This is a genomic window from Salinicola rhizosphaerae (assembly GCF_014652715.1).
Classification (GTDB): domain Bacteria; phylum Pseudomonadota; class Gammaproteobacteria; order Pseudomonadales; family Halomonadaceae; genus Salinicola; species Salinicola rhizosphaerae.
The window spans coordinates 137,364-141,188 of the sequence record NZ_BMZI01000002.1; the positions used below are offsets into that span (position 1 = coordinate 137,364).

The 3,825-nt window shown below is 66.2% G+C and carries 5 protein-coding genes; 1 reads left to right on the forward strand and 4 read right to left on the reverse strand.

Features of this window, described 5'->3' with window-relative positions:
* Window positions 1-520 (reverse strand): hypothetical protein (locus tag IE125_RS04030; RefSeq protein ID WP_189443314.1); only part of this gene is annotated, 520 nt, incomplete at its 3' end.
* A 131-nt stretch (window positions 521-651) separates the two neighbouring features.
* On the opposite strand from IE125_RS04030, the gene IE125_RS04035 reads away from it, so the two are divergent.
* A complete protein-coding gene (locus IE125_RS04035; protein WP_189443315.1) occupies window positions 652-1,572 on the forward strand; it encodes an AEC family transporter in 921 nt (306 codons plus the stop codon).
* Between the two features lie 214 nt (window positions 1,573-1,786).
* On the opposite strand, the gene trmB is transcribed toward IE125_RS04035, so the two are convergent.
* The 3 genes from trmB to thiS are packed head-to-tail and all read right to left on the reverse strand — an operon-like array spanning window position 1,787 to window position 3,734.
* Entirely contained in the window at window positions 1,787-2,650 is an 864-nt protein-coding gene (trmB, locus tag IE125_RS04040) for a tRNA (guanosine(46)-N7)-methyltransferase TrmB (protein WP_229808917.1), read from the reverse strand.
* 57 nt (window positions 2,651-2,707) lie between these two features.
* Entirely contained in the window at window positions 2,708-3,505 is a 798-nt protein-coding gene (locus tag IE125_RS04045; protein WP_189443316.1) for a thiazole synthase, read from the reverse strand.
* Between the two features lie 28 nt (window positions 3,506-3,533).
* Window positions 3,534-3,734 carry a sulfur carrier protein ThiS gene (gene thiS, locus IE125_RS04050; RefSeq protein WP_189443317.1) on the reverse strand — a complete coding sequence of 67 codons (201 nt, stop codon included), beginning with the start codon at window positions 3,732-3,734 and terminating at the stop codon, window positions 3,534-3,536.
* Window positions 3,735-3,825 lie beyond the last annotated feature (91 nt).

The following is a 3,825-nucleotide window of genomic DNA, read 5'->3' on the forward strand; positions in this document are numbered from 1 at the left end:
ACGATTGCCCCTTCACCACGCCCTCGAGCTGATCATTGTCAAAATCGAACCAGCTGCCCTGCAGGCCGTGGTCACCCAACACCGTCACCTGAGCACGCCACGCCGTGACATGACTGCTGCAACGTCCCAGATCGCCCTGACCGACGAAGCGACCATCGGCCTCGGCATGCAGCGAGAACTGCCGCGAATGCACATCGAGATCCCGCCCGACGAACGCGACCTCGACCGATGTCGCCTCGGTTCCCGCGACCTCCACTTCGAAGCGTAACGGCTCCTGCCGCCCCGGCACTGCCTGCAGCGTGAAGGAGAGCGCCGAGCTGACGCCGAGATCGGCATGGCAGGTGCGCTCCAGCAGCTCGCAGCCCGCGCCTGGGGGATACCAGGTCACGGCTTCGCTGGAGTCGCGCAAGTAGTAATAATCGACCAGGTACCAGAGCGCGACCACGATCGTCGCGAGCGTGACGCCGATCAGCAGATTGAGCAGACGCGGGCGGTGATTCTCTTCATCGTGAGCGGCCATGGACCTTTGAAGACTCCCAACCTCGAGTATGAGTGTTTACCCTGAGCAGATGCCGTCATGCGCGCAAACTCGCCATCTCCCGGCTCGGGAGCCCGTCGCGCGTTTCTCGAGCGCTCGCACAAGGATAAACCATGAGCGACATCATCAGCGCGCTGGGCCCGCTGTTCCTGCTGATTCTACTCGGCGCCCTGCTCGGTTGGGCACGTTTTCCCGACGGCCCCTTCTGGCCTCAGCTCGAGCGCTTCATCTACTACCTGCTGTTTCCCGCCATGCTGGTGTCGACACTGGCCACGGCGAATGTCGATCAGGTCCCCGTCTGGCGACTGGCGATCGCGCTCCTCGGCACGATGGTCGCGATGGGCAGCGCGATCTGGCTGTTGCGCCGCCGCCTGGCGCTCACGCCGGCGGCCATGACGTCGCTGTTTCAAGGCGTCGTGCGATTCAACACCTACGTGGGCGTGGCCGGCGCGGCCGCGCTGCACGGGTCAAGCGGTGCGACCATCGCCGCCGTTGCCGTCGCGCTGATGGTGCCCACCGCCAACCTGCTCTGCGTGCTCACTTTCATCGCCGCCGGCACGCTGGGTCGCGCCAGCCTCGCCAGAAGCGCGCTGGCCTTGGCCCGCAACCCGCTGATCCTGGCCTGTCTCGGCGGCATCCTGCTCAACGTGAGCGGCATCGGCCTGCCTGGCTGGAGTCACGCGGCGGTGGCGCTGCTCGGTGACGCGGCGCTACCGCTGGGGCTTGTCGCCGTCGGCGTCGCGCTGAGGCCGCAGGCGCTCTGGCGTGGCGGCCGCGCGTTCTGGCTCTCGAGCGCGATCAAGCTACTGATCAGCCCGCTGCTGGCGCTGGCCCTGGCCTGGCTCTGCGGCCTCGACGGCAGCGCGCGTGATGTCGTGCTGCTCTTCGCTGCCCTGCCCACGGCTACCTCGGCCTACATTCTCGCGCGCCAGCTGGGCGGCGACGCAGAACTCATGGCGGCGATCATCACCGGCCAGACGCTGCTGGCGATCCTCACCTTGCCGCTCTGGCTGCGACTCGCCGGCGGCGGTTGAACGGCGGCGGATGCAAATAAAAAATATTCTCGTTTCGCTTGCAAAGCTAAATGAGAATGATTAACCTTTCTCTCGTGGCGTCGCCAAGCGCCGCTAACCACAGCAGTGAATGTCAGGTTCCTGCCATGGTTATCTCCTCATCAAGCTAGTCACGGTCCTTACGCCGCCCCACCTGGGGCGGCTTTTTTATGTGACATGACGGTCGACGACTCATTCAGTCACGCCGATAGATCAGATCCCAGACACCATGCCCCAGGCGCTCGCCGCGGGTCTCGAACTTGGTCAGCGGCCGGAAGGCGGGCCGCGCCACGAACGGGGCCGTCTCTGCCGGTGCGGTGTTGGTGTAGCCGGGTGCCGTCGCCATGATCTCTGCCATGTGCTCGGCATAGGCTTCCCAGTCGGTCGCCATGTGCAGCGTACCGCCGGGCTTGAGCCGCGTGCGGACCCGCTCGACGAACGGGTGCTGCACGATCCGACGCTTGTGATGCTTCTTCTTCGGCCAGGGATCGGGGAAAAAGAGCTGCAGCGTATCGATACTCGCTTCGGGCAGACAGTCCGCCAGCACCGCCAGCGCATCCTCGCGATAGACTCGCAGGTTGGTCAGCCCACGCTTATCGGCCTCGTCGAGCAGCTTGCCCACCCCGGGTGCGTGCACTTCGATGCCGATGAAGTCGGTCTCCGGATGGCGCTCGGCCTGCTCGATCAGCGACTGCCCCATGCCGAAACCGATCTCGACGACCCGAGGCGCCGTGCGCCCGAACAGCGCGTCCAGATCCTGGCGTCCCGCATCCAGCGTCAGCCCCCACTGCGGCCAGACCTCGCTGAGACCGCGCTCCTGCGCCGCCGTCATGCGCCCGGCGCGGAGGACATAGCTCTTGATGCCGCGATGCGGCCTGGCGCCGGTCTCGGAGGAGCCGCCTGGCGCCGCACCATTGTCGGGACGCTCATCACCGGCGCCGCGCTTCTCGAGGTCGTGGCCTTCGGCGCTGGCCAATTCAGAGCTGGCGGTATCTGCACCGTCTACTTGTGGGCCGTCAGGTCGAGTGCTGTCGTTCTGGGGTCGTGAGGGATCGGTCATGCGGTCGGTATCGATAGAGGATGAGGAGAGCGGCCGCCCTCGCGGACGGCCACGAATTCAGGCGTTGATGCGCCCGGCGAAGGGCGACGAGGGGCTGGCCTGGGCGCGACGCGGCATGCGCTCGGCGAGATAGGCTTCTCGCCCGGCCTCGATCGCCTTGCGCATCGCGTTCGCCATCATGACGGGGTGCGTCGCGTGGGCGATGGCGGAGTTCATCAGCACGCCATCGCAACCCATCTCCATCGCCAGCGCCGCATCGGAGGCGGTGCCGATACCGGCATCCACCAGTACCGGGACCTCGGCCTGTTCGAGGATCAGCGCCAGCGTCGCCGGATTGAGCAGGCCGTTGCCGGAGCCGATCAGCGAGCCGAGCGGCATGATCGCGCAGCAGCCGCGCCGTTCGAGCTCCTTCGCCACGATCGGATCGTCGCTGGTGTAGACCATGACATCGAAGCCGTCGTTGACCAGCGTCTCGGCGGCAGCCAGTGTCTCGACGACGTTGGGATAAAGTGTCTTCTCGTCGCCCAGCACCTCGAGCTTAACCAGGTTATGGCCATCGAGGAGCTCGCGCGCCAGCCGGCAGGTGCGCACGGCATCCTTGGCGGTGTAGCAACCGGCCGTGTTGGGCAGCAGGGTGTAGCGCTCGGGCGAGATCGTATCGAGCAGGTTGGCCTCGTCCGGATTCTGGCCGAGGTTGGTACGGCGCACGGCGAAGGTGACGACGTCGGCCCCGCTGGCTGCGATCGCGGCGCCGGTCTCCTCGACATCACGGTACTTGCCGGTGCCGACGAGCAGGCGCGAGGCAAACCGCCGACCGGCAACGGTGAGCGGTGAATCTTCGAAAGGCAGAGACATGGTTGGCTCCCGATACTGTTGCGACGCCTCAGCCGCCGCCGATGGCGTGAACGATCTCCACGCGGTCGCCGGCGTTGAGGCGCGTCTGCGCGTGCTGGCTGCGTGGCACGATCTCTTCGTTGACTTCGATGGCAATACGTCGCCCCGCCAGACCGAGCGATTCGACCAGATCGGTCAGCGTCCGATCCTCACCCAGCGTGCGGGGCTCACCGTTGAGCTCGATCTGCATGTGGCCTCCCGGCGGCGGTCTGTCATCAGGATAAACGGCGGGCGCATTATAGCGCCTTGCGTCGCCGGGAGCCCACCGGCTCGCGGCGATC

Excerpts from the sequence above, each read along its gene's own strand:
- trmB (WP_229808917.1), bottom strand. The coding sequence starts at position 2,650 with ATGACCGATCCCTCACGACCCCAGAACGACAGCACTCGACCTGACGGC.
- IE125_RS04035 (WP_189443315.1), top strand. The coding sequence starts at position 652 with ATGAGCGACATCATCAGCGCGCTGGGCCCGCTGTTCCTGCTGATTCTA.
- IE125_RS04045 (WP_189443316.1), bottom strand. The coding sequence starts at position 3,505 with ATGTCTCTGCCTTTCGAAGATTCACCGCTCACCGTTGCCGGTCGGCGG.
- thiS (WP_189443317.1), bottom strand. The coding sequence starts at position 3,734 with ATGCAGATCGAGCTCAACGGTGAGCCCCGCACGCTGGGTGAGGATCGG.